This window comes from Celeribacter sp. (genome assembly GCF_048266405.1).
Taxonomy (GTDB): domain Bacteria; phylum Pseudomonadota; class Alphaproteobacteria; order Rhodobacterales; family Rhodobacteraceae; genus Celeribacter.
Map to the genome: position 1 here is coordinate 867,757 of NZ_JBLWZO010000001.1, position 20,160 is coordinate 887,916.

At 57.1% G+C, this 20,160-nt stretch carries 24 protein-coding genes; 14 read left to right on the forward strand and 10 right to left on the reverse strand.

Annotated features, from left to right (window positions below):
* Nucleotides 1–42 precede the first annotated feature (42 nt).
* From ACN0TS_RS04345 to miaB, 3 genes are all read right to left on the reverse strand, one after another.
* A complete protein-coding gene (locus tag ACN0TS_RS04345; RefSeq protein ID WP_417258079.1) occupies nucleotides 43–360 on the reverse strand; it encodes a hypothetical protein in 318 nt (105 codons plus the stop codon).
* A gap of 11 nt (nucleotides 361–371) precedes the next feature.
* The gene (locus ACN0TS_RS04350) at nucleotides 372–884 is read right to left on the reverse strand and encodes an OmpA family protein (protein WP_417258184.1); all 513 of its coding nucleotides are present in this window, start codon (nucleotides 882–884) and stop codon (nucleotides 372–374) included.
* A gap of 274 nt (nucleotides 885–1,158) precedes the next feature.
* Entirely contained in the window at nucleotides 1,159–2,484 is a 1,326-nt protein-coding gene (miaB, locus tag ACN0TS_RS04355; protein ID WP_417258080.1) for a tRNA (N6-isopentenyl adenosine(37)-C2)-methylthiotransferase MiaB, read from the reverse strand.
* Between the two features lie 271 nt (nucleotides 2,485–2,755).
* Between miaB and ACN0TS_RS04360 the strand changes: the two genes are divergently transcribed.
* The 3 genes from ACN0TS_RS04360 (at nucleotide 2,756) to ACN0TS_RS04370 (ending at nucleotide 4,838) form a co-directional block, all read left to right on the forward strand.
* Nucleotides 2,756–3,616, forward strand: coding sequence for a glycosyltransferase family 2 protein (locus ACN0TS_RS04360; protein ID WP_417258081.1), 861 nt, complete (start codon nucleotides 2,756–2,758; stop codon nucleotides 3,614–3,616).
* A 193-nt stretch (nucleotides 3,617–3,809) separates the two neighbouring features.
* Nucleotides 3,810–4,241, forward strand: a complete 432-nt coding sequence (locus ACN0TS_RS04365) for an FKBP-type peptidyl-prolyl cis-trans isomerase (protein WP_417258082.1) — start codon at nucleotides 3,810–3,812, stop codon at nucleotides 4,239–4,241.
* Between the two features lie 99 nt (nucleotides 4,242–4,340).
* Nucleotides 4,341–4,838: a hypothetical protein gene (locus tag ACN0TS_RS04370; protein ID WP_417258083.1), complete on the forward strand. Its 498-nt coding sequence runs from the start codon at nucleotides 4,341–4,343 to the stop codon at nucleotides 4,836–4,838.
* Here ACN0TS_RS04370 and ACN0TS_RS04375 read toward each other — a convergent pair.
* The 3 genes from ACN0TS_RS04375 to irrA are packed head-to-tail and all read right to left on the reverse strand — an operon-like array spanning nucleotide 4,835 to nucleotide 6,233.
* Nucleotides 4,835–5,461, reverse strand: coding sequence for a DNA-3-methyladenine glycosylase I (locus ACN0TS_RS04375; protein ID WP_417258084.1), 627 nt, complete (start codon nucleotides 5,459–5,461; stop codon nucleotides 4,835–4,837). The two genes, ACN0TS_RS04370 and ACN0TS_RS04375, sit on opposite strands and share 4 nt — an antisense overlap.
* The gene (locus ACN0TS_RS04380) at nucleotides 5,458–5,784 is read right to left on the reverse strand and encodes a hypothetical protein (protein ID WP_417258085.1); all 327 of its coding nucleotides are present in this window, start codon (nucleotides 5,782–5,784) and stop codon (nucleotides 5,458–5,460) included. The genes ACN0TS_RS04375 and ACN0TS_RS04380 overlap by 4 nt, the downstream gene beginning before the upstream one ends.
* Before the next feature lie 26 nt (nucleotides 5,785–5,810).
* Nucleotides 5,811–6,233 (reverse strand): iron response transcriptional regulator IrrA, encoded by a 423-nt coding sequence (gene irrA / locus ACN0TS_RS04385; protein ID WP_417258185.1) that lies wholly within the window; start codon nucleotides 6,231–6,233, stop codon nucleotides 5,811–5,813.
* A gap of 184 nt (nucleotides 6,234–6,417) precedes the next feature.
* Between irrA and fabA the strand changes: the two genes are divergently transcribed.
* The 11 genes from fabA to ACN0TS_RS04440 all read left to right on the forward strand — a co-directional run bounded on the left by fabA (nucleotide 6,418) and on the right by ACN0TS_RS04440 (nucleotide 15,499).
* Nucleotides 6,418–6,927 (forward strand): bifunctional 3-hydroxydecanoyl-ACP dehydratase/trans-2-decenoyl-ACP isomerase, encoded by a 510-nt coding sequence (fabA, locus tag ACN0TS_RS04390; protein ID WP_417258086.1) that lies wholly within the window; start codon nucleotides 6,418–6,420, stop codon nucleotides 6,925–6,927.
* A 301-nt stretch (nucleotides 6,928–7,228) separates the two neighbouring features.
* Entirely contained in the window at nucleotides 7,229–7,714 is a 486-nt protein-coding gene (locus tag ACN0TS_RS04395; protein ID WP_417258186.1) for a hypothetical protein, read from the forward strand.
* Nucleotides 7,715–7,863: 149 nt separating this feature from the next.
* Nucleotides 7,864–9,093, forward strand: coding sequence for a beta-ketoacyl-ACP synthase I (fabB, locus tag ACN0TS_RS04400; RefSeq protein ID WP_417258087.1), 1,230 nt, complete (start codon nucleotides 7,864–7,866; stop codon nucleotides 9,091–9,093).
* Nucleotides 9,094–9,241: 148 nt separating this feature from the next.
* On the forward strand, nucleotides 9,242–10,030 hold the full coding sequence (locus ACN0TS_RS04405) for an enoyl-ACP reductase FabI (RefSeq protein WP_417258088.1): 789 nt from the start codon (nucleotides 9,242–9,244) through the stop codon (nucleotides 10,028–10,030).
* 288 nt (nucleotides 10,031–10,318) lie between these two features.
* Nucleotides 10,319–11,098, forward strand: a complete 780-nt coding sequence (locus tag ACN0TS_RS04410) for a hypothetical protein (protein ID WP_417258089.1) — start codon at nucleotides 10,319–10,321, stop codon at nucleotides 11,096–11,098.
* 67 nt (nucleotides 11,099–11,165) lie between these two features.
* Complete coding sequence (locus ACN0TS_RS04415; protein ID WP_417258090.1) at nucleotides 11,166–12,023, forward strand: alpha/beta fold hydrolase; 858 nt, start codon at nucleotides 11,166–11,168, stop codon at nucleotides 12,021–12,023.
* A gap of 74 nt (nucleotides 12,024–12,097) precedes the next feature.
* Nucleotides 12,098–12,424 (forward strand): hypothetical protein, encoded by a 327-nt coding sequence (locus ACN0TS_RS04420; protein ID WP_417258091.1) that lies wholly within the window; start codon nucleotides 12,098–12,100, stop codon nucleotides 12,422–12,424.
* Nucleotides 12,425–12,486: 62 nt separating this feature from the next.
* Nucleotides 12,487–13,296 carry a 3-oxoadipate enol-lactonase gene (gene pcaD / locus ACN0TS_RS04425; protein ID WP_417258092.1) on the forward strand — a complete coding sequence of 270 codons (810 nt, stop codon included), beginning with the start codon at nucleotides 12,487–12,489 and terminating at the stop codon, nucleotides 13,294–13,296.
* Nucleotides 13,289–14,026, forward strand: coding sequence for an alpha/beta fold hydrolase (locus tag ACN0TS_RS04430; protein WP_417258093.1), 738 nt, complete (start codon nucleotides 13,289–13,291; stop codon nucleotides 14,024–14,026). The genes pcaD and ACN0TS_RS04430 overlap by 8 nt, the downstream gene beginning before the upstream one ends.
* Complete coding sequence (locus ACN0TS_RS04435) at nucleotides 14,023–15,240, forward strand: TCR/Tet family MFS transporter (RefSeq protein ID WP_417258094.1); 1,218 nt, start codon at nucleotides 14,023–14,025, stop codon at nucleotides 15,238–15,240. Before ACN0TS_RS04430 ends, ACN0TS_RS04435 begins: the two co-directional genes overlap by 4 nt.
* 67 nt (nucleotides 15,241–15,307) lie before the next feature.
* Nucleotides 15,308–15,499 (forward strand): hypothetical protein, encoded by a 192-nt coding sequence (locus tag ACN0TS_RS04440; RefSeq protein WP_417258095.1) that lies wholly within the window; start codon nucleotides 15,308–15,310, stop codon nucleotides 15,497–15,499.
* Between the two features lie 82 nt (nucleotides 15,500–15,581).
* On the opposite strand, the gene pseI is transcribed toward ACN0TS_RS04440, so the two are convergent.
* The 4 genes from pseI to pseC are packed head-to-tail and all read right to left on the reverse strand — an operon-like array spanning nucleotide 15,582 to nucleotide 20,068.
* Entirely contained in the window at nucleotides 15,582–16,640 is a 1,059-nt protein-coding gene (gene pseI, locus ACN0TS_RS04445) for a pseudaminic acid synthase (protein ID WP_417258096.1), read from the reverse strand.
* A 52-nt stretch (nucleotides 16,641–16,692) separates the two neighbouring features.
* Complete coding sequence (gene pseG, locus ACN0TS_RS04450; RefSeq protein WP_417258097.1) at nucleotides 16,693–18,231, reverse strand: UDP-2,4-diacetamido-2,4,6-trideoxy-beta-L-altropyranose hydrolase; 1,539 nt, start codon at nucleotides 18,229–18,231, stop codon at nucleotides 16,693–16,695.
* Nucleotides 18,228–18,905, reverse strand: a complete 678-nt coding sequence (gene pseF, locus ACN0TS_RS04455) for a pseudaminic acid cytidylyltransferase (protein ID WP_417258098.1) — start codon at nucleotides 18,903–18,905, stop codon at nucleotides 18,228–18,230. The genes pseG and pseF overlap by 4 nt, the downstream gene beginning before the upstream one ends.
* Nucleotides 18,902–20,068 (reverse strand): UDP-4-amino-4,6-dideoxy-N-acetyl-beta-L-altrosamine transaminase, encoded by a 1,167-nt coding sequence (pseC, locus tag ACN0TS_RS04460; protein WP_417258099.1) that lies wholly within the window; start codon nucleotides 20,066–20,068, stop codon nucleotides 18,902–18,904. Before pseC ends, pseF begins: the two co-directional genes overlap by 4 nt.
* Nucleotides 20,069–20,160: the final 92 nt, after the last annotated feature.

Here is a 20,160-nt window from a genome sequence, read left to right on the forward strand (position 1 = left end):
CGGAGGCCTCTATTTAACTGAGGTATGGACTTAACTGCGATCTTAAATCGAGTCAGCGAAGGTCGAGCCGTCCTTATACGGTCCAACAGCCGTATTTGGTGGTGCAATACCGGAGCAAACAGGCTTGCCGTATTTGTCCACGCGTGGGGACAGGTAACCCTCGACACCATCATCGATGATCCAATGGTCACACCCGATTGGATCAACCCAAATCCCCGCAACCAACTGGCTCAGGTGCTTGTTGTCAAATCCACGGTCGACAGTTTTGTCTTGCTTGCTACCGACGCCAATGCCGCCGCCTTCACAAGCTGAAAGGGAACCAATAACGGCGAGAAGCGCCATGCCTTTGAGTAGTTTCATCGGAGCTCTCCTCACTTGATACAGATAATTTCGACACGGCGGTTTTCGCGCATGCCTGCTGCGGTGCCATTGGACGCTTTTGGCATCCGCTCCCCGTAGCCACGAACGTCCGCGATACGCGCGCCCGTTTGCTTGGCAACCTTGGCAACCGCATTTGCACGGTTATAGCTCAGGCGCATGTTATACTCGTCAGAGGCACGGCTATCGGTGTGACCAATGATGATGTAGGCGCGTGCATTTGCCTTCGAGAAAAATTCCGCGAGACGCTGACGCCCAGCCGCGGAAATGGTGTATTTGTCCGTCGCAAACAACTGATCAGAGTTCATCACTGCGCAAGACTGAACCGGGTGACAGGTCGGAAGACCTTGGCGGTTCACTTTGAGGTCCATATAGCCCTCAACACCATCGTCCATAACCCAGTGCTCGCATCCATCGGGATCAATCCAGATCGTCGGCGCATAACGCTCGCCGTTGACGGTCCCCGAAATCATTTGAGCCGAAGCTGCTGTCGCTGAGAAGGTCATGCCTGCAATTGCTGCTATGGCGATGCCTTTTTTAATATACTGGTTCAACACGGCTGGCTGCCCCCCACAAATTCATTGTTGCTGTCATCTTTTTGACCCGCGAACCCACGCGACAAAAAAATGATCACCCATTACTGGCGAAGGATAGCAAATTCCGTGGGCTTGTGAAGAAACTTTTACTATATATTGTGTTTAGTGTGGAAACTTTCGCCATGGAATGGGGTAATTGTTGCCATTAAGGGCGTGTTGGGTGGCATTGCCTCCTGACTTTAGGTCAAGAAACCAGAACGCCGCCCAGAGAATTTGTTCCACTCTCCACGATTCTCACCCGTTTGATCTCGCCAATCTCCACGTCATCGGTGACATGTACCGCGTGAAGATATTCGGACTTTCCAACCATTTGGCCCGCTTCACGTCCTTTGCGTTCAAACAACACAGAGACCTCACGACCGACCATTTCGTTTTGAAACGCTTTTTGCTGTTCTGTGATGAGGCCCTGCAGGCGGTAAAGCCGCTCGGTTGCCACATCCTCATCCACCATTTTGTCGCCCTTCTCGGCGGCGGGGGTTCCTGGACGGGGGGAATATTTAAACGAATAAGCGGAGGCGTAACCGACCTCACGAACAAGGCTCATCGTGTCCTCGAAATCCTGATCCGTTTCGCCCGGAAATCCGACAATAAAATCACCTGACAAGGCGATATCGGGTCGCGCCTCGCGGATGCGTTCCATGAGACGCAGATAATCTTGCGCCGTATGTTTACGGTTCATCGCCTTTAGGATGCGATCCGATCCCGACTGCACGGGCAAGTGCAGGTAAGGCATCAATTTGTCACAATCACCATGCGCAGCGATCAGGTCGTCTTCCATATCGTTGGGGTGAGACGTGGTAAAGCGAATGCGCTCCAAGCCATCAACCTCGGCCAAGCGGCGAATGAGCCGCGCAAGCCCCCATGTGCCGCCCTCGCCCGTGCCGTGATAGGCGTTGACGTTCTGGCCCAAGAGCGTGATCTCACGCACGCCACGGTCCACCAGATCCTCGGCCTCGCGCAAGATGCGATCCACGGGACGCGACACCTCGGCACCGCGCGTATAAGGCACTACGCAAAAAGCACAGAATTTATCACAACCCTCTTGCACCGTGAGGAAGGCAGCGGGGGCGCGTTTGACCTTTGGCCGTGCCTTGAGCATCTCGAATTTGTCTTCCTCAGGAAAATCCGTATCGAGGGCTTTGATCCCTTTGCGCGCTTTGGCCTCCAAATCGGGAAGACGGTGATAGCTTTGCGGCCCCACGACCAGATCGACCGCTGGCTGGCGGCGCATGATCTCTTCACCCTCGGCCTGAGCAACACAGCCCGCAACACCGATTTTGAGGTCTGGATTAGCGATCTTGAGCTCTTTCATCCGCCCCAATTCGGAATAAACCTTTTCAGCGGCCTTTTCGCGAATATGGCAGGTATTGAGCAGGATCATATCCGCCTCTTCGGGCGACGACACTTCAGTATAGCCTGATCCGCCAAGGCTTTCGGCCATGCGTTCGCTGTCGTAAACATTCATCTGACACCCGTAGGTTTTGATGAAGAGCTTTTTGGTCTCGGCCATGGCTTTGCGTCCGCGTTTCATGAGGAATTCAAGGCGTCTCTCTACAGCAGGGGTGGTTTTGGAGCAAACGGGTTTTGCCGTTCCCCCGCCAACGCGCCTCAAAAACGCCGATGCCAGCCACACCCCGCAACCACAGCGCAAGAGTGCGACCATTCAGCCCCACCTCAACACACAGGACCGAGATTGTTTCCCGTTTGCTTGCAATCCCCTAATCTTCATGGCCTTTTTACCGCAATCGTGGACACTCAGTTCCATGTGAGTCGGAGTACCAATGCGTTACGAGAGCCTAGATATCTTCCTGAAAGACGGCAAAGACAGCCTTGCCAAAGGGCCTGTAGCGCTGATCTTTGCTGAGGATGATGTCGAAGTGGCCTCCACCCTGCGCCACCACCTCGCTCAAGGCTTCAAAACCGTCATCCTGTTCGCGCCCGACGAAATTGATGTGCCAAAGGGGATTGTGACCAAAATTGTGCGCATCCGTTACAACACCCGCGCCCCGGGCATGCTCACACATGCAGTCAACGCGCTGATCGCCGCCGCGCCTGGGATTTGGTTCTACTACTGCTACAATGCGGAATACCTCTTTTTCCCGTTTTGCGAGACCCGCACCATCAACGACCTGCTGACCTTTCACACCGAGGAACGCCGCGACTCGATGCTGACCTATGTGATTGATCTCTACGCAGGCAATCTTTGGGAGTGCCCGAGCGCCGTTTCCTTGGAAGACGCCCACTTGGATCGCTCGGGGTACTACGCCTTGGGCCGCAGTGGCAACGCAGGCCCAAAAGAACGACAGCTCGATTTCTTTGGGGGCTTGCGGTGGCGTTTCGAGGAACACGTTGAACCAAGCCGCCGCCGCATAGATCGCATTTCGATTTTCAAGGCAAAGAAGGGCCTGAAACTCTCCGAGGCTCATCTGTTCAACGACGAAGAATACAACACCTACGCCTGCCCGTGGCATAACAACATCACCGCAGCCGTCGGATCGTTCCGCACAGCCAAAGCGCTCAAAGCCAACGCGGGGTCGACCTTCGACATCGACACCTTCATGTGGCACAATTCAACCGAGTTCAAATGGAACAGCCAACAGCTTTTGTCGCTTGGTCTCATCGAACCTGGGCAGTGGTTCTAACGCGACGGCCTATAGGACCGCTAAGGATCATCTGCCCGCCCGCGCCTCAAACTCCGTGACGTTTTGGCAGCCGTTAACAGCTTTCCCTCCTCACGCCTTTACATCATAGCTTCAGCCCCTATCTTGTCCCGCACTCGCAGAGGGACTGCCGAAGGGCATCCTCAAAATCCACTTCGGCACGAAAGAATTCAATATGAGCGAAGTTAAATCCGGCGACAAAGTTCGCATCCACTACACAGGCACCCTTAAAGACGGGACTGTGTTCGACAGCTCGCAGGGTCGCGACCCACTTGAGTTCGAAGTCGGCTCTGGTCAAATCATTCCCGGCATGGACAAACACCTTCCTGGCATGAGTGTCGGTGAAAAGAAAACCATCGTCGCTGAAGCACATGAGGCCTACGGCCCACGCCACGACGAAGCACAGCAAGCCGTACCCCGCGCACAAATCCCTGCCGAGATCCCACTTGAGGTCGGTCTGCAACTTCAGATGCAATCACCCGAAGGTCAAGTGATCCCTGTCACTGTCGTCAGCATCTCTGACGATGAAGTTGTTCTGGACGCGAACCACCGTCTGGCTGGCGAAGACCTGACCTTTGATATCGAAGTTGTCGAGATCGTCGCCTAAGGCTCTGGCCCGTGAAACGAAAACAAAAAGAGGCGGTGCGCAGAAATGCGGACCGCCTTTTCCTTTGACAGTCCTGACACGGGAGAGGAAAACGCTCGCATGAGTTCTGCTGATTTCACCTCAGACTGTGCCAATTGCGCCGCCCTATGTTGTCTCGCCTTTGCCTTCGACAAAGGGGAGCGCTTTGCCCACGACAAAGACGCAGGCGAGGCCTGTAAACATCTGACACAGCACCAATGCGCGATTCATAACGATTTGGAGACGCGCGGCTATAAAGGCTGCGTGACCTATGAATGCTTAGGCGCGGGGCAGCGCGTGACGGCCATGTTCGGGCAATCATGGCGCGAGGTGCCCAAACTCACCGCCCCGATGATAGACGCCTTTCGCACCATGCGTGACATTCAGGAGTTGCGCCAACTGTTACGCGCGGCAAAGACCCTGCCCCTCCCCAATGAGAAATCCGCCGAGCGCGAAGCGTGGCTTGCCGCATTGGACAGCACTTGGACACGGGAAAGCCTTAGCCGGTTTGACGCCAATGGCACCGCCACAGCCATCCGCACATGGCTGCGCGGACTGGCCGAACACCTCGCGCGCTAAACAGGTTTCGGACGGATGAGTGCCGCGCGGGCGCGCTCCGATTTTGCATGACTGGCGCAGGTCGGCATGTGGTCATTCACCATACCCATCGCTTGCATAAAGGCATAGCAAGTCGTCGGCCCCACGAATTTCCACCCACGTTTCTTGAGGTCTTTGGACAGGCGAACCGAAGTCTCGGTCGTGGCCACAAACATCTCCCCGCCCTTTTCGCGCTCTTGCCGCTCCGCACTTGGCTCGAACGACCAGAAATAAGCGGCGAGCGAACCATATTCGGCGGTTAGATCAATGGCACGGGCCGCATTGTTGATCGCCGCAGCAATCTTGCCACGATGGCGGACAATCCCCGCATCCTGCACAAGACGCGCCACATCGGCATCATCAAACGCCGCGACCTCATGGATATCAAACCCGGCAAAAGCGGCGCGAAAATTCTCGCGTTTTTGCAAGATGGTCCACCACGACAAGCCCGACTGAAACCCTTCAAGGCAGATCTTCTCGAACAGGCGCACGTCGTCGGTAACGGGGTAGCCCCATTCCTCGTCGTGGTAACGAATGTATTCGGGATGCGCAGCACACCATGCGCAGCGGACCTGACCATCCTCGCCCTGAAACACAGCCATCACTTTTTCTCCCGTGTTTTCTCGTAAGCCGCCCAAAACGCGGGCGGCGCATCCTCTTGGTTCACGACACAAACGCTACGCACAGCAGAGAACCGATAGCGCGACAAGAACACTTTGAGTTCCGCGTCCAGTTCCAACGGCGTGACATAGATCGGCGCGGGGGTGGGCGTGTCGCGACACGTCCCCGTAACGAACCAGACCTCATCGGCATTGAACTGTCGGTCGGTAAAGGAGATCGAAAATGTCGTCGGGCTTGGGGCATCGACAAAAAGCAACGGAACAGCACCCTGCGCCCATGCGGCCCCGCCCAAGCCAAGGCTTGCCACAGTTGCGGCATATACACAAAAACGGGTCAGCTGGATTTGGCGCGCAGGCGGATCACCACATCAACCGAGGCAATTTCCATCCCTGCGGGCGGCTCTGGAAGGCGGGAAATTTCAAGCTCTTCGGCAGGGGCATCGGTCAACTCACCCGAGGATTCCCAAAAGAAATGCGGGTGATCTGCCATGTTGGTATCAAAATAGGACCGCGTCCCGTCAACCGTGACCTCTTGCATCAGGCCCGCAGAACAAAACGCCCGAAGCGTGTTGTAAACCGTTGCAAGCGACACCTTTTCACCCGCATCACACACAGCCGCATAAAGGCTTTCGGCGGTCACATGACGATCATGCCCATCCCCGACCAAGAGGCTCGCCAAGGCCACGCGCTGCCGTGTCGGGCGCACATTGGCTGTGGACAGCCACGCTTCACCGCGTCGTGTCTGAATCTCGGTCATCTGTTTCATGTTGGCGCAGGTTCCTTCACTCTGAAGCTCAATATAGGGTCTTTTACCGCCCTTTTTCAATGAGATTCCCAAATCCCACACCGCGACACATTGAATGTTGCGCCCTTGCGCGGTCCCTAAAGGGAATGATAAACGGGTCGGAACCTATAAAGACCGACAGAAAAGGCACGCCTCAATGGCCGATTATCCAACGAGCTTTGACAAAGACGACCTTCTGAAATGCGCCCGTGGCGAGCTGTTCGGAGAGGGCAACGCCCAACTCCCCGCCCCACCGATGTTGATGATGGACCGTATCACCGACATCTCCGCCGACGGTGGCGCACATGGCAAAGGCCATGTCCGCGCCGAGTTCGACATTACGCCAGATCTGTGGTTCTTCGAATGCCACTTCCCCGGCAACCCGATCATGCCCGGCTGTCTGGGTCTTGACGGCCTGTGGCAGCTCACCGGCTTCAACCTCGGCTGGCGCGGCTGGACCGGTCGCGGCTATGCGCTTGGCGTCGGAGAAATCAAACTCAAAGCCATGGTGCGCCCAGAGGCGAAACTGCTGACCTATGAGATCGACTTCACCAAAGCCGTCCAAACCCGCCGCCTGACGATGGGCGTGGCCGACGGGATCGTGAAGATCGACGGCGAACTGGCCTATGAGGTCAAGGACATGAAAGTGGCGCTTAGCGAGAGCTAAGTGCGAAAGCGCACGGCCTATTTTGGTTATGAGAGATTGAAGCGGCGGGGCATGGGCCTCGCCGTTTTTTGTTTGCTTGACGTGATCAGTTGTGCGGGAGCAGATATGTTCATTAAGAAACAATCTAAACGGACGAGGCAATGGAAAACCATTACCAGCTCAAAGTATTAGAGTTTTGGGTTCTTCAAGCTAACAACGCTTTGGCAGACATAGCGTTCATAAGAGCGTTCGAGGAAACGCGAGCTAGTTATGCTGCAAGCAAGAAAATAAGTCTGACCTTTCCAATCCACTCGAAAACCCGATTGGACGCGTAGCGATTAGAAGACTCGACACGACAACGGATACACTTGTCCTGTTTTGCACGAAAACAATTGAAGATACGCAGCACAGCCACAACGTGAAGCAGTTAAAAAACTTCCTTTTAGACGGGCTTAACCCTGTAGAAAGTGCCGAAACAAAAACGAAGATTCATAACGCCTTTAGAAAATTCAACACAGATTCTAGGCCATATTCCAAAACAATCAAAGAATTTCGCGACGAAGTCGCCGCCCACTCCGACAAAAATTTTATACAAGGGGAGCGCGACGAATATGCTCCCATCAGAGACTTGATTACATTCGCCGAGATGATCGTAAACCTCATTGAATTATTGACGGATAACGCAATTATCGAGGCCTTAGATTATTCCGTGATATCCGATAAAACTCTAACCCTATTACCATATTCATCGCTGCACGAAGACGCTTTGGCATTTTGGCGCAACAATTTTTTGGAATGGGCGAAGTGAGTACAGATTAGGGCAAAAACAATGGCTCTTAAGATTGCGTCCCTGTAGTCATTGGGACTTACGTTCTATCATCATTCGCACCACCCTCCCCCTTGCACGCCCCTCCCCCCCTGCCGTACAACGAACCCAAGCAATAAAAGGAGCACGCAATGCGTCGCGTCGTCGTCACAGGTTTGGGGGTTGTTTCCTCCATCGGTAACAATGCCGAAGAAGTTCTCGCCTCGCTCAAAGCAGGCAAATCGGGCATCACCGCCAACGAAGATATGATCGAGCACGGCTTCCGCAGTCAGATTGCGGGCAATGTGAAACTCGACATCAAGGATCACGTCGACAAACGCGCCCTGCGTTTCATGGGGCCAGGCGCTGCCTATGCCTATATCGCCATGCAACAGGCGATCACGGATTCTGGCCTTGAGGAAAGCGATATCATCAACCCGCGCACGGGTCTGATCGCGGGCTCTGGTGGTCCGTCGACCTCCGCCATGTTCGCCGCACACCAAACCGCGCTGTCCTCTGGGGCAACCAAACGCATCGGGCCGTTCGCGGTGCCGAAGTGCATGGGCTCGACCATCTCCGCCAACTTGGCGACCGCCTATCAGATCAAAGGCATCAACTACTCCATCACCTCCGCCTGTTCGACGTCCCTGCACTGCATCGGGTCTGCCTCCGAGCAGATCATGATGGGCAAGCAAGACGTGATGTTCGCAGGCGGCGGCGAGGAACTGGACTGGACCCTGTCGTGCCTGTTCGATGCCATGGGCGCGATGTCGTCCAAATTCAACGACACGCCCGAGAAAGCTTCGCGTGCCTTTGATGCCGACCGTGACGGCTTCGTCATTAGTGGCGGCGGCGCGATCCTCGTGCTTGAGGAGTTGTCCCACGCGATTGCTCGCGGCGCGAAAATCTACGCCGAAGTCACGGGCTACGGCGCCACATCCGATGGGGCCGACATGGTCGCACCGTCTGGTGAGGGCGGCGAGCGCGCGATGCGTGTGGCCCTGTCCACACTCAGCGAGGACCGCAAGGTCGGCTACATCAACGCGCACGGCACCTCCACACCTGTGGGCGATGTCGGCGAAGTCGAGGCCGTCCGCCGTGTCTTTGGTGAAGGCAGCACCCCGCTGATCTCTTCCACCAAGTCGATGACAGGCCACTCCCAAGGGGCCACAGGCGCACAAGAAGCTGCCTATTGCTTGCTGATGCTTGAGAACGACTTCATCGCACCGTCGATCAACGTCGAAACTCTCGACCCTGCCATTAATCCAAACGAGATCGCCACCACCCGCGTCGACAACGCAGGGTTGGACACGGTGATGACCAACAGCTTCGGCTTTGGCGGCACGAACGGCTCTATGCTTCTGTCGAAGTATCGCGACTGATCTTGTTTTGCGAGAATGCTCAGACGGCCGCGCTTGCAAGAGCGCGGCCGTTTTCTTTGAGAGCTGCAAAGTGGGTCGTCTACTCCAAAAACTTGACCTTTTCCGTTTAAACGGTCAATTACCCTCCAACACAAAAAGGGTTTGAACCATGTCCGATCTTCTCAAAGGCAAACGCGGTCTCATTATGGGGGTCGCCAATGAACGCTCCATCGCTTGGGGGATCGCAAAATCCTGTGCCGAAGCGGGCGCGGAATTGGCCTTTACCTATCAAGGCGAGGCCTTCGGCAAACGGCTTCAACCCCTTGCCGAGAGCGTTGGGTCGGACACGATGGTCGACGTGGATGTGACCAACCCCGAGCAAATGGACGCGGCCTTTGCGGCGCTCAAGGACAAATGGGGCACGCTCGATTTCGTCGTCCACGCCATCGCGTTTTCGGACAAAGCCGAGCTGACGGGACGCTTTCGCGACACCTCCGTGGAGAACTTCAAAAACTCCCTGCACATCTCGTGCCACTCCTTTATCGACGTGGCCAAACGCGCCGCAGAGATGATGCCCGACGGTGGCTCGCTGATCACGCTGACCTATGGCGGCTCAAACCGCGTCACACCAAACTACAACATCATGGGCGTGGCCAAGGCGGCGTTGGAGGCCTCAGTGCGCTACCTCGCCAATGACCTCGGCCCCGAAGGCATCCGCGTCAATGCGATCTCGCCTGGCCCGATGAAAACCCTCGCGGGGGCGGCCATCGGCGGTGCGCGCAAAACCTATCGCCACACCACGGAAAACGCTCCGCTGCGCTCCAATGCAACGTTAGAATCTGTGGGCGCAACAGCCGTCTACCTCAACTCCGATGGCGGAGCCTATACGACGGGCGAGATCATCCGCGTTGATGGCGGGTTCCACGTCCTCGGGATGCCGCAGGAAGAAAACCTGTAAGACGCGCGGAGCGGCCTTAAAACGACCTTGCAAAGCCTCGCTCGGATGCGGGGCTTTTCTTTGCTCAACGCCCCTTACAAAACCCGATCAAATGTGGGTTTTGCGACGGCCTGATCCAGCCCTGAAAGCGGCCCTCTCGCTGTTGCGGATTTTGTTTTGTTAACCAATTCGAAACTCTCCGTTTTTAGGACTAATGCTCGACGGTTAACTATGGCGCCGCCACATTCTCGCCATATTTTGACCGCAAATCTGACCGAATACCAACCACGCAAAGTCTGGGAACTCTATATGTCATTTTTGATGCTCGCTCTGGCCTTGGGCGTCTTCGCGCTTCCCTTGCTCAAAGGGGTCACAGCGCAAAGCGGACGCATCCAACCTTCGGGATTTGATGGCGTGAGCGTTGTTGTCGGATTTGGCATTACCTCTCTGGTTGCCGCAGCAACATCGCCCCTCATGGGCTTTGCCTTCATTTTTGCCGTGCTGCTGCATGAGATCAGTGCCGCACTGGCCTGTCGTTTTGTCGGCCATGAGGTCGCCCGTGTGCGTCTCGTTCCCCTGCCCTATTTTGCAGCGCCCCGCTCGGATCAACGGTTCAATACCGCCCTTGAGGAAAGCTACGTGGCGCTTTATGCCCCCGCGCTCTCCATTGTGCCGATGGTGCTGTGCTTTGCCCTCTTCCACACCTTCGCCGCATCCGCTCCTGCCGCAGCAAATGTGTTCCGCGCCACCGCAATCATGCTCGGCGCTTTCAACTTTATCATGCTACTGCCCTTCCTGCCCTTCGGCGGCGGGCATGTGGTGCGCGCCATTTCCGAGGCCTTCTGGCCCCGCATGGGCACGCTCATCACGGTCTTTATGACAGCGGCGTTCTTCTCTGCCGCGCTCAAAGACGGGTCCATCGCCATGTTTGTGCTGACGGGGGCGGGCCTCCAAAGCCTTCTGCATAAACGGCGCGACAAAATCCAGATGCTCACCCCGAACCAAGCCCTCTTGGTCATGGCCGCTTATGCGTTCATTCTTTGCACGCACTTCACAGGCGGATGGTGGCTTCTTAACAGCCTGATGTAAGGCCTTCCCTCTGCGCCGTCCCCGTGCAAGCCTAACCCCATTGGCTCACACGACCACAGGAGGGCAAATGTCACCGTCACCGTCCACATTTCAAACCACCGATGGTGTAACCCTCGCGTATGACTTGCAGGGGCAAGGCACACCGCTTTTGTGCCTCGCGGGCCTAACCCGCAACATGGATGATTTCGAGCCTGTTGTGACTCACTTCGCAGACCGCGCGATGGTGATACGCCTCGATAGCCGTGGCCGAGGCGCGTCTGAATTCACCGACCCTGCGACCTATACCATCGCCCAAGAAAGCGCGGATGCTCTGGCTCTGCTTGATCATCTGAACATTGACCAAGCGGCAATCTTGGGCACCTCTCGCGGTGGATTGATTGCTATGGTCTTGGCCGCCACGGCAAAGCCTCGCCTGTTGGGTGTCCTACTCAATGACATTGGCCCCGAGTTGAACCCTGCGGGTCTGGCGCACATCATGGACTACCTTGGCCGCCCCTGCGCCTACCGCTCATACGACGGTGCCGCCGACAAGCTGCCAATCGCACTTGGCACCCAGTTTCCAAACGTCACACGGGACGGTTGGATGACCTATGCGCGGCGGATCTGGGCACAAGGCCCAACACGGCTCGAATTGCGCTATGATCCACGGCTCCGCGACGCCGTCGAGGCAGCGGGCGCCACGGGACAAACGCCCGACCTGTGGCCGCTGTTTGATTCCTTTTCCGGCCTGCCTTTGGCGCTTTTACGGGGCGAAAACTCCACTCTTCTCACTCGCGAATGCGTTGAAGAGATGCGCCGCCGTCGGCCGGATATGATTTTCTCCGAAGTAAAAGATCGCGGACATGTGCCGTTTCTGGATGAATCCGAAAGCCTCGACGTGATTGAGCGCTTTTTGGCTCAGATTGCCGTTAGGTTCAGTCGATAGGAATTTAATTCTTGTAGGAGATGCGGCGGTGCAGCGCTATATTGAGGGCATCGTTAACAACAACAAGAGGCCATATGTTTGCCTATGCAGTACCGCAATCCGTTCTTTTAATCCTAGTCGGTTCAAGCTACGCGCTTGCCACCATGGGGATGAAACTCGTCTCAGGTATACAATTCGCTTGGGGAGGAGCTGCTCTCATCCTCGCGGGTCTTGCACTCGCCGCATCTGGCGAGATCGCACTTCTAAAAAACAACTCGATGGGGCAATTGTACCTCGTCTTGGTGGGTGTCGAGACGGCACTCGTACTCGTCTTTGCATTGTTCATGGGGGAAAAGTTCACGCCCCGAATGATCCTCGGTGGCGCCCTGATAATTTCGGGCATGATTGCCGTAGCTCATTGAACGCGTCGACGCGCGCCGCTACTGAATAGGGCAATCACAAGATTGCTGAAACAGGATAAGCGATGCGCGTCGAAGTCAACGGAATCCAACTCAACGTAATAGACACAGGCCCCAAAGACGCCCCCGCTGTGGTTTTTTCACATGCCTTGGGGGTCACACTTGATGTCTGGGACGCCGCCCTCGCCCACTTGCCTAATGGGCTCCGCCTCATCCGTTACGACATGCGCGGGCATGGTCACTCGGACACCCCGCCCGCTCCTTATTCTATGGGCCAACTGATTGCCGATGCCGAACAACTGCTCGACGCCTTGGACGTGCGCGACGCGGTATTTGTTGGCAGTTCCATCGGCGGGATGATTGCCCAAGGGCTCGCCATCAAACGCCTCGACCAAATCCGCGCTTTGGTGCTGTCTAATACCGCCGCCAAACTTGGTGTGCCCGCCGTGTGGGACGCACGCATGACCCAGATCCGCAACGGGGGCCTCGACAGTATTGTTGTGCCCACTCTGGAGCGGTGGTTTGCGCCAGAGTTCCGCGCCACAGATGAGGCGACCCGCTGGGGCAACGCCATTCTCGACACAGATCAGCGCGGCTATTTGGGATGCTGCGCAGCTATTTCAGGCACGGATTTCTACACGCCGACGTCCGGCCTGCGGCTATCCTGCCTCGGGATTGCGGGCGGATACGACGGATCAACCCCGCCCGACTTGGTGCGCGAGACCGTCAACCTGATCCCTGGATCACGGTTCGAATTGATGCGCCGTTCTGGACACCTGCCCTGCGTCGACGCGCCGAAAGATTTCGCCGCTTTGCTCACCAGTTTCCTCACCGACATTGGGCACATTCCCAGCGGCGGCGCTGACCATGAATAACCCCGCATATCTCTTCATTCACGGCTCTGGTCACGGCGCATGGTGTTGGCGCGATGTCTTGGCCGAAATGACGCGGCGCGGGCATTCCGCACGAGCCTTGGACCTGCCGTCGCACGGCGCGGATGACACGCCTCTCGCGGCTGTCACACTGGACGCCTACCGCGACGCCATTCTAGCCGATATTGATGCGCATGGCGGCGCTCCTGTGGTGCTGGTCGGTCATTCCGCAGGGGGCTATCCGATTTCCGCAGCTGCCGAAGCGGCCCCCGACAAAATCGTCCGCCTTGTCTATGTCTGCGCCTATGTACCGCTTGACGGTGTAAGCCTTGCAGACCGCCGCCGCGCCGCACCAACCCATCCGATCCTCGACCTGATCGAGCGCACCGATGACGGCTTGGCATTTCAATTTATCACAGCCAAAGCGCCTGACGCCTTTTTCCATGATTGCCCGCCCGAAGTCATCAACTTCGCGCTTGCCCGTATTGACCCGCAGCCCATCGCACCGCAAGAAACCCCACTCATGCTGACCGCCGCCTATGAATCTGTCCCGCGCAGTTTTGTGATTTGCGACCACGACCGCGTCATCCCGCCCGCCTATCAGGCCACAATGACAAGCGACTGGCCCACCACATCCGTGCACCATTTGCCATCGTCGCATTCACCGTTTTTCTCCATGCCCAAACGCTTGGTCGACTGCATTCTGACCGCCCCCGAGGGGACGCAACCGTGACGGGCCGCCTCCCGCTGATTTTCATCACGTTGACGATCTTGATCGACGGGATCGGCATCGGGCTTATCTTTCCCGTTATGCCCGACCTCATCCGCGAGCTGACGGGCCGCGACCTATCAGACGCCGCAATTTGGGGCGGGGTTCTGGCAACGAGCTATGCAGTGATGCAGTTCTTTTTCGGGCCGATCGTGGGCAACTTGTCAGATCGGTTCGGGCGCAAACCCATTCTGATTTCCGCACTCATTATCTTCGCCCTCGACTACCTCATCATGGCCATGGCGCACACCATCTGGCTGTTGCTTTTGGGGCGCCTCCTTGCGGGAATCACAGCCGCCACGCAATCTACGGCGAGCGCCTTCATGGCGGATGTGTCGGCCCCTGAGGAGCGCGAAAAGAACTTTGGTCTTGTCCACGCAGCCATGGGCATCGGTTTTGCCCTTGGCCCCCTCATCGGCGGGCTTCTGGCAGGCATCGACACCCGCGCGCCCTTTTATGCCGCCGCCATCCTCGCAGGCGGCAACGCGCTCTTTGGTCTCTTCGTCATGCCCGAAAGCCTTGCCGCGGATAAACGCCGCGCCTTTTCCCTCAAACGCGCCAATCCCTTTGCCGCGTTCCATGCCATCGGCACACTCGGCGGCGTACTACCCCTGCTCGTGGTGTTTGGCCTCTATCAGGTCGCCTATTTCGTCTATCCCGCGATCTGGGCCTTCTTTGCTCAGGCGCAATTCTCCCTCGACACAACCACCATCGGCCTGACCCTTTTTGTCTTTGGTGTCTCCATGGGCATTTCGCAGGCCTTCCTCATCGCCCCTCTAACAAAACGGTTCGGGGCCTATGTGGTTGTCCTCGGCACAATCGTGATTGATGTCGTCGCCTTCGTCAGCATCGGCTTTGCAACCTCTGTCGCTGTGATGTGGTTCTTGACGGTGATCACAGGGGTCAGTTCCATCGCCATGCCCGCGCTCCAAGCCATCATGAGCCGCGCGGCCCCCGATGACCGCCAAGGCGAATTGCAAGGCGTTTTAGGCTCCATTGCGGCCCTTGCGACCATCGTCAGTCCGCTCCTGATGACCGAAACTTTTGCAATCTTTACGCGCTCAGATGCCCCCATCCGCCTCCCCGGCGCACCCTTTTTGATCGCCGCCCTTTTGACCGCCACTTGCTTTATCATTCTCGTGAGGTGGCAACGCAAAACAGGCGGAAATCTGCGCTAGATTTGAGCGACATCAGACAACGGCGTGTGATTTGTGCTATACTGCTGCACACGAAAGGAGTCCTCTCATGACACGTGAAGTCAACGATACTGGTCACACCCCTTCGAAAGGCAGCCGTATCGCTCCCTTCCTCAAAGCGGAGCGGGCCACTAAACCCAACAGAGCCACGCTTGCGCTGCAACGTCGTCCGCACAACAGCGACGCCGCAAAACGAGCGCAAGAATTTGTTCGTAGAGCTCGGGAAGCGCCTATGATCTGATCACGGCAGAGTGCCGATGATCACCATCGAACACCACGCGAGCGGGTCTGACATCGCCAGACCCGCAAACGTCAGGTGCTGATCATTTCTCTAAGTTATCCATCAAAACGGGCGTTTCGGCTTCGACCGCTTCGCGGACCCGCATACCGATGATCTGATCAGTGAGCTTTGGCGCCGCGCCAAATCCGGGGCGAACAGAACGGAAATCTTCGGCGGTTATCGTATCGCCCGCTTTCAAATCACGTACAAAATAAAGGGAACGGCGGAAGGTCACGTTAGATGTCTCGCTAGACTTGCGCCCGTAATCCACACGCCCCAAGGCCTCCCACGCGGTGCGCGCACCCGTACACAGCTTTGCGAACTCGTCTGGCTCCAGTGAAAAACTGTCATCGGGGCCACCACCGTTGCGGTCTTCGGTCATGTGCTTTTCAATCACCGAGGCGCCAAGCGCCACAGCGGCAATGGCCGTGGTGTTATCGAGCGTGTGATCCGAGAGCCCCGTAACAAGACCAAAGCGGGACATCATGTCAGGGATTGTGGCAAGGTTATAATCGCCCGCAGGAGCAGGATAGCCCGAGACACAGTGCAGAATAGCAAGTTCCTTGCAGCCACCCTCACGCGCCGCAGCAATGGCCTCGGCGATCTCTTCGGCATCCGCCATCCCCGTCGAGATGATCATCGGCTTTCCCGTCGACGCCACATAACGAATGAGCGGTAGATCCACCGCCTCAAAGCTCGCGATTTTATAGGCAGGCGCGTTCAAGTCCTCCAACAAGTCGACCGCGGTAGGATCAAACGGTGAGGAGAACATCGTGATGCCGCGCTTGCGAGCATGTGCGAACATCTCGGCATGCCATTCCCACGGCGTGTATGCCGACTGGTAAAGCTCATACAGGCTTTGTCCTGCCCATTTTCCAGAAGTGATTTGAAATTCAGGACGCGTGGAGTTGAGCGTAATCGTATCAGCGGTGTAGGTCTGGATTTTCACCGCATCCGCCCCCGATGCCGCGGCCGCATCAATAAGCCGAAGCGCCGCATCAAGGTTCCCGTTATGGTTCGCCGACAACTCGGAAATCACATACGGGGGATGGTCCGGACCAATGCGCCGTCCGGCGATGCTGAGTTCTGGATGTACTGTCATGGCTGTCTCCTATCAGGAACTGGTGGCGCATAGAGAAGTGGATTTCAAGGGGTCAAAAAAGGTCGAGGCGGAATGAACAAAAACCGTTTTCAAGCCCGACCTGCGCGTAGCCTGCGGATTGAAACAGGGCCAATGAGGCCTCATTCTCAACTTGCACCTCGGCAATAAGCGTAGCGAGACCCTCTGCGCGACCGATATCAGCAAGGCCTGCCAAAAGTCGAACCCCGAGCCCTCCTCCACGCGCCTCTGGTGCAAGGATAATCGACACCACCGCACGGCGGGCATCGCAACCCTTTGCGTCGTCGACATCCAACCGAAGGTGCGCGATCGCAGGATCTCCCGCAACGTAGAGGCGGCGGTACGGATCATCGAGGGCTCGCGAAAACCACGCAAGGTGATCGGCAAGGGACGGCTTGATCCCTGTGTGAAAATGCGACGCAGGTAATGCGTCGCGCCACGTCCAAATCACTTCGGCGTCATTCATCGTCGCGCGGCGCAGGGTTAACGGCTGCTCAAGGGCGTTGACGACACGCGTCGCACCACGCCCATCCGCAATACACGCTGCGGATTGGGACAGCGCGTTCAGCGTGGTTGAGGTTTGGACCTGATGCAATGCGTCCGACAAGCGTACGGAAAACTCGGGGGAATCAGGGCCTCCGACCTCTATCGCGGCCCCTTCGGAGGCGAGCGCTGCGGCGGCAGACATTTGATTGTCCGCCAATACCGCTATCAGTGTCGGCAACCCCAATGCACACCGCTCCCACGACGTGCCGCCCGCAGCGCCAATAGCCAGATCGGCCTGCACCATCAACGCCGCCATATCCGTCACATCGACCACCACTTCTGTTGGATTGATCATCGTTGTGGCAAGAGATCGAACGTTGTCCAACCAAGGAGCGTTACGCCCCATGACTACGGTGATACGGCATTGATCCGACAACGAACTTTCGGCCAGAGCCATGAGTATACGTGAAGTCGCGTCATCCTTGTCGACACCACCCATTGAGATAAGGATGTGGTCTAAGTGCGCCCCTTCACGCCGTGCCAGACTTTCATCTCGCAACCGTGCAAATTCCGGGCGCAGCAAAGCATAACGCGGACCAATGAGGCGAATGCAGCCATCGGGAACCAAGCCGTCATAGTCCGACGCAAGCCGCCCCAAGTTTTGGTCCAACAACAGATCGGCGATATGCGGGCGGTCGGCGAGATCGTCAATGACCGCCAATTTCGCGCCAGCGCAGAGCGCCATCTTCTGCCACCGCGCATCAAAAGCGTAGTGGTCCACAACCAGCCAATCGCAATCAGGGGCAGCCGCGCGGGTCTGTGCCGCATCCACGTCCCACGCCACCTCGGCCCATGCCGAATGTGCAGGATCATCCGCCGCAGGTGTAAACGCGACTGAGGGCGCGGGGAGCAAGGTCAGATCAAACCCATCGCCTACAACTCTTTCACCTAGATGGCCGTTCAAGTCACGACAGACAAAACGACAGTCGTGTCCCCGCTCTCGCAGACCCTTCGCAAGCGTCAAGCACCGCATCACGTGGCCTGTGCCCATTTGCACGGAAGCGTCAGCGCGAAACACCACCTTCATTTTTGCAAAACCTGAAACAGGGCTTCGGCACGAACCCAGTCGTCGGGCGTGTCGATATCCACCACGCGATAAGAGGGCAACGCCACACCATGTGCGCCAACGCCAAAGACGGGGGCAGCAGCCTTCCATGTTGCGGCCAAAGCCCAATAGAACTGTCCCGCATCATGCCACGCGGGCTCAAGGTCTTGGCTGCGCACCTGCATTTGCGCCTCATCCATCATCGCCACCGCTCCGTCCGCGTCGCGCCGCAAGGCCCGTTGGATCGGATAGGCAAACTCCGTCACTGCCATCGCATAGCTTGCCCCCGCGTGTAACAGACGCAATCCTTCGACAAGATCGGAAGCCTGAACAAACGGCGCGGTCGCGTAGAGGCAGCACACTGGCACATCCTCCGTCAAACCGAGTTCCGAGATCGCATGAGCGACGACAGGCACCGTTGCAGCATGATCATTGGCCAGCTCTTCAGGGCGCATAAACGGCACGTCAGCCCCTTCCCTACGTGCAATCTGTGCAATTTCCGCGTCATCCGTGGAGACCACAATACGGTCGAACAGGCCGCTCTCACGAGCCGCAGCTATCGACCAACCGATCATCGGACGTCCGTGAAACTCACGGATATTCTTGCGCGGAATTCGTTTTGATCCGCCACGTGCGGGGATCACACACAGGCTCATTGGGTCACCGCCAAGGCCTTGGCCAACTCCGCGACCACACGATCTTGGTCGGCATCACTCAGCCCCGCGTAAAGCGGGATAGAAATAGCCTCGGCATAGTAGGCCTCGGCATTGGGAAACTGCCCTTCGGCAAAGCCCATCGCGCGGTAGTATGGCTGTGTGTGGACGGGTATATAATGCAAGTTCACCCCAATTCCCGCAGCCCGCAAGGCGTCAAACACCGCCGCGTGGCGATCCGCGGCAACGCGCACCACATAGAGATGCCATGACGAGTTTGTATCGGGATGTTGAGCGGGCAAGGTGACTGGCAGGTCAGCCAACAACTGATTATATCGCGCCGCAAGCTCCCGCCGCCGCGCCACAAAACTGTCCAGCCGCGTCAACTGCGACAGACCAAGAGCGGCCTGAATTTCGGTCATACGGTAGTTATAGCCCAGGGTGACTTGCTGATAATACCACGGACCATCTGGCGCATGGGTCATTTCATCTGCCTCGCGCGTAATACCGTGGCTGCGCGCCAATTCCATTTTCCGCGCAAGGCCCGCATCCTGCGTCGTGGCAAGACCGCCTTCGCAGGTGGTTATGATTTTCACGGGATGGAACGAAAAGACAGTGATGTCCGAATAGCGGCAGTCACCAACAGGGAGCCCCTGATGGTCGGCCCCGATGGAATGGCTCGCATCCTCGATAATCTTGACACCATAGGCCCGTGCGACACGGCTTATCGCTTCCATGTCGGCAGACTGACCACATAGATGCACGGGCACGATCACTTTGGGCAATGTCCCTGCCGCCTGCGCAGCTTCGAGTTTCGCACTCAATGCCGAGACACTCATGGTGTAGGTCTCGTGATCAATGTCCACGAAATCCACCTGTGCCCCGCAATACAGCCCGCAATTTGACGAGGCCACAAAAGTCGTGGGCACGGTCCAAAGCCAATCGCCCGGACCAAGGTCAAGCGCCATACAGGCGGCATGCAAAGCCGATGTCGCCGAATTCATCGCCACGCCATGAGCTGCGCCCACACGCTCAGCGACAGCAGCCTCGAACGCGGGCACCTGTGGGCCTTGTGTCAAGAAATCCGTTTGCAAAACCTCAACCACCGCAGCGACGTCCTCGTCGGTGATGTCTTGCCGTCCGTAAGGGATGAAGGTGTTGGTCATGGCTTTGCTTTCGATTGGACTACTGAATCGCAACAGACAGTGAAGCAGAGGCTAAACATAGACAACACTTTGGCGCAGCATTTTGATCGCGT

What these genes read in the sequence shown, in the direction of transcription:
- fabA (WP_417258086.1), top strand. Translation starts at nt 6,418, where the DNA reads ATGGCCGATTATCCAACGAGCTTTGACAAAGACGACCTTCTGAAATGC.
- pcaD (WP_417258092.1), top strand. Translation starts at nt 12,487, where the DNA reads ATGCGCGTCGAAGTCAACGGAATCCAACTCAACGTAATAGACACAGGC.
- ACN0TS_RS04345 (WP_417258079.1), bottom strand. Translation starts at nt 360, where the DNA reads ATGAAACTACTCAAAGGCATGGCGCTTCTCGCCGTTATTGGTTCCCTT.
- pseC (WP_417258099.1), bottom strand. Translation starts at nt 20,068, where the DNA reads ATGACCAACACCTTCATCCCTTACGGACGGCAAGACATCACCGACGAG.
- ACN0TS_RS04415 (WP_417258090.1), top strand. Translation starts at nt 11,166, where the DNA reads ATGTCACCGTCACCGTCCACATTTCAAACCACCGATGGTGTAACCCTC.
- ACN0TS_RS04410 (WP_417258089.1), top strand. Translation starts at nt 10,319, where the DNA reads ATGTCATTTTTGATGCTCGCTCTGGCCTTGGGCGTCTTCGCGCTTCCC.
- ACN0TS_RS04365 (WP_417258082.1), top strand. Translation starts at nt 3,810, where the DNA reads ATGAGCGAAGTTAAATCCGGCGACAAAGTTCGCATCCACTACACAGGC.
- pseF (WP_417258098.1), bottom strand. Translation starts at nt 18,905, where the DNA reads ATGAGCCTGTGTGTGATCCCCGCACGTGGCGGATCAAAACGAATTCCG.
- ACN0TS_RS04430 (WP_417258093.1), top strand. Translation starts at nt 13,289, where the DNA reads ATGAATAACCCCGCATATCTCTTCATTCACGGCTCTGGTCACGGCGCA.
- irrA (WP_417258185.1), bottom strand. Translation starts at nt 6,233, where the DNA reads ATGACCGAGATTCAGACACGACGCGGTGAAGCGTGGCTGTCCACAGCC.
- ACN0TS_RS04350 (WP_417258184.1), bottom strand. Translation starts at nt 884, where the DNA reads ATGACCTTCTCAGCGACAGCAGCTTCGGCTCAAATGATTTCGGGGACC.
- ACN0TS_RS04440 (WP_417258095.1), top strand. Translation starts at nt 15,308, where the DNA reads ATGACACGTGAAGTCAACGATACTGGTCACACCCCTTCGAAAGGCAGC.
- ACN0TS_RS04360 (WP_417258081.1), top strand. Translation starts at nt 2,756, where the DNA reads ATGCGTTACGAGAGCCTAGATATCTTCCTGAAAGACGGCAAAGACAGC.
- ACN0TS_RS04405 (WP_417258088.1), top strand. Translation starts at nt 9,242, where the DNA reads ATGTCCGATCTTCTCAAAGGCAAACGCGGTCTCATTATGGGGGTCGCC.
- miaB (WP_417258080.1), bottom strand. Translation starts at nt 2,484, where the DNA reads ATGGCCGAGACCAAAAAGCTCTTCATCAAAACCTACGGGTGTCAGATG.
- pseI (WP_417258096.1), bottom strand. Translation starts at nt 16,640, where the DNA reads ATGACAGTACATCCAGAACTCAGCATCGCCGGACGGCGCATTGGTCCG.
- ACN0TS_RS04370 (WP_417258083.1), top strand. Translation starts at nt 4,341, where the DNA reads ATGAGTTCTGCTGATTTCACCTCAGACTGTGCCAATTGCGCCGCCCTA.
- pseG (WP_417258097.1), bottom strand. Translation starts at nt 18,231, where the DNA reads ATGAAGGTGGTGTTTCGCGCTGACGCTTCCGTGCAAATGGGCACAGGC.
- fabB (WP_417258087.1), top strand. Translation starts at nt 7,864, where the DNA reads ATGCGTCGCGTCGTCGTCACAGGTTTGGGGGTTGTTTCCTCCATCGGT.
- ACN0TS_RS04420 (WP_417258091.1), top strand. Translation starts at nt 12,098, where the DNA reads ATGTTTGCCTATGCAGTACCGCAATCCGTTCTTTTAATCCTAGTCGGT.